Annotated in this window: 1 protein-coding gene; it reads right to left on the bottom strand. The window is 55.3% G+C overall.

Features of this window, described 5'->3' with window-relative positions; all coding sequences use genetic code 11:
• Positions 1-35 precede the first annotated feature (35 nt).
• Positions 36-1,393 (bottom strand): IS3 family transposase gene (locus OP496_RS17735; RefSeq protein ID WP_280565234.1). Its coding sequence is split into 2 segments (ribosomal slippage): positions 36-901 and positions 901-1,393, totalling 1,359 coding nucleotides; the frame shifts between segments, so codons are not numbered across the junction.
• Positions 1,394-1,444 lie beyond the last annotated feature (51 nt).

Genomic DNA, 1,444 nt, shown 5'->3' with positions numbered 1-1,444 from the left:
TGAACTGACCCCCGATTGTTGGACGGTTGGTTCCCTTAACCGGTGGCTATGGCCTGAGCCCTGTATTGCACGGGGCTCAGGCCTTTTAGTTTCTGCCTGATCCGGTGATGATTGTAGTAGTCGATGTAGTCAGCCAAGCCTTGCTGCAATTGCTCGATGCTTTCGAAGTGGTTGAGATGGAAGTACTCGGCTTTCAGCGTGCCGAAAAAGCTCTCCATGGCGGCATTATCCAAGCAGTTCCCTTTCCTCGACATGCTACGGAGTATCCGCTTCTCGGCCACTAAGCGGCGATAGCGGGGATGGCGGTAATGCCAACCCTGATCCGAATGCAATAGAGGCTGATCACCTGGCCCCAGTCGGTCGAATGCACGCCTCAACATGCGCTTCACTAGGCCGAATAGCGGTCGTGCCCCGGTCTGGAACGCGATGATTTCGCCGTTATAAAGATCCATGACCGGTGATAGGTAAAGTTTCCGGTCATTCACCTTGAATTCGGTAATGTCCGTGACCCATCGCTGATTGGGCCGCTGAGCCTGAAAGCGACGCTGTAACGTATTGGGAGCAGCGTAGCCCTCGGCGCCGCGATAAGCTCGATACCGTTTAGGGCGGACGAGGGACTTCAAGCCCATCTGTTGCATCAACCGTTGGACGGTCTTGTGGTTGATCGTCTCGCCTGCCTGCCGCAGTAAAGCGGTGATGCGGCGATAACCATAGCGTCCTTTGTGGTGATCATAGAGCGACTGGATACGCGTTTTCAGGGGCGCATACGGGTCGCCAGCTCCCAAGAGCTTGCGCTGGTAGTAGAACGTACTGCGTGCCAGCCCAGAGGCACGCAACAGATGTGTGAGTGCATGGGTCGACCTTAGCTCATGGATGATCAGCGTTTTTTCTCGGCGGCTGATGACTTTGATTGAGCCAAGGCCTTCAGCTTTTTTAAATACGCGTTCTCCGCTCGCAGATACGCCAGTTCCTCTTTCATCTCTTCGGACGTCATCTCGCCAGGAGGCTTATGGTCGGCGTTTGGCGGTTTCTTGGAGGAAGACATGGAGCAGCCTCGGGGACGTGAGATTAGGGCATCGACGCCGCCAACTTCATAGCGACGCTGCCAAGTCAGTATCGTCGACTTTGCTGGGATGTCGAAGATGGCACTGGCTTGCCGAGCGGATACCCCTTGCTGGGCTATGAAGCTCAGTACCTGCAGTTTGAAGTCGACGCTATAGCAGCGATAGCGCTTGGCCAAGCCGGCATGCCCATGTGTCCGATAAGCTGCGTACCACTGACGTACCGTCGCATGGTCCACCCCAAAACGTATAGCGGTTTGGCGGGTGCCATCGTCTTGCTGCTCATGGTAGCGAACGACCCGAAGTTTGAACGCCGTCGAATACCTGGTCATGGAAAGACCCCTTACGATTGGAGTGGTGTCCAATTTTCAGGGGTCAGTTCA

Source organism: Chromohalobacter sp. 48-RD10 (assembly GCF_029889785.1).
Classification (GTDB): domain Bacteria; phylum Pseudomonadota; class Gammaproteobacteria; order Pseudomonadales; family Halomonadaceae; genus Chromohalobacter.
The sequence above is the reverse complement of the archived record's forward strand: the minus strand, read 5'-3'. Positions and strand labels throughout refer to the sequence as shown.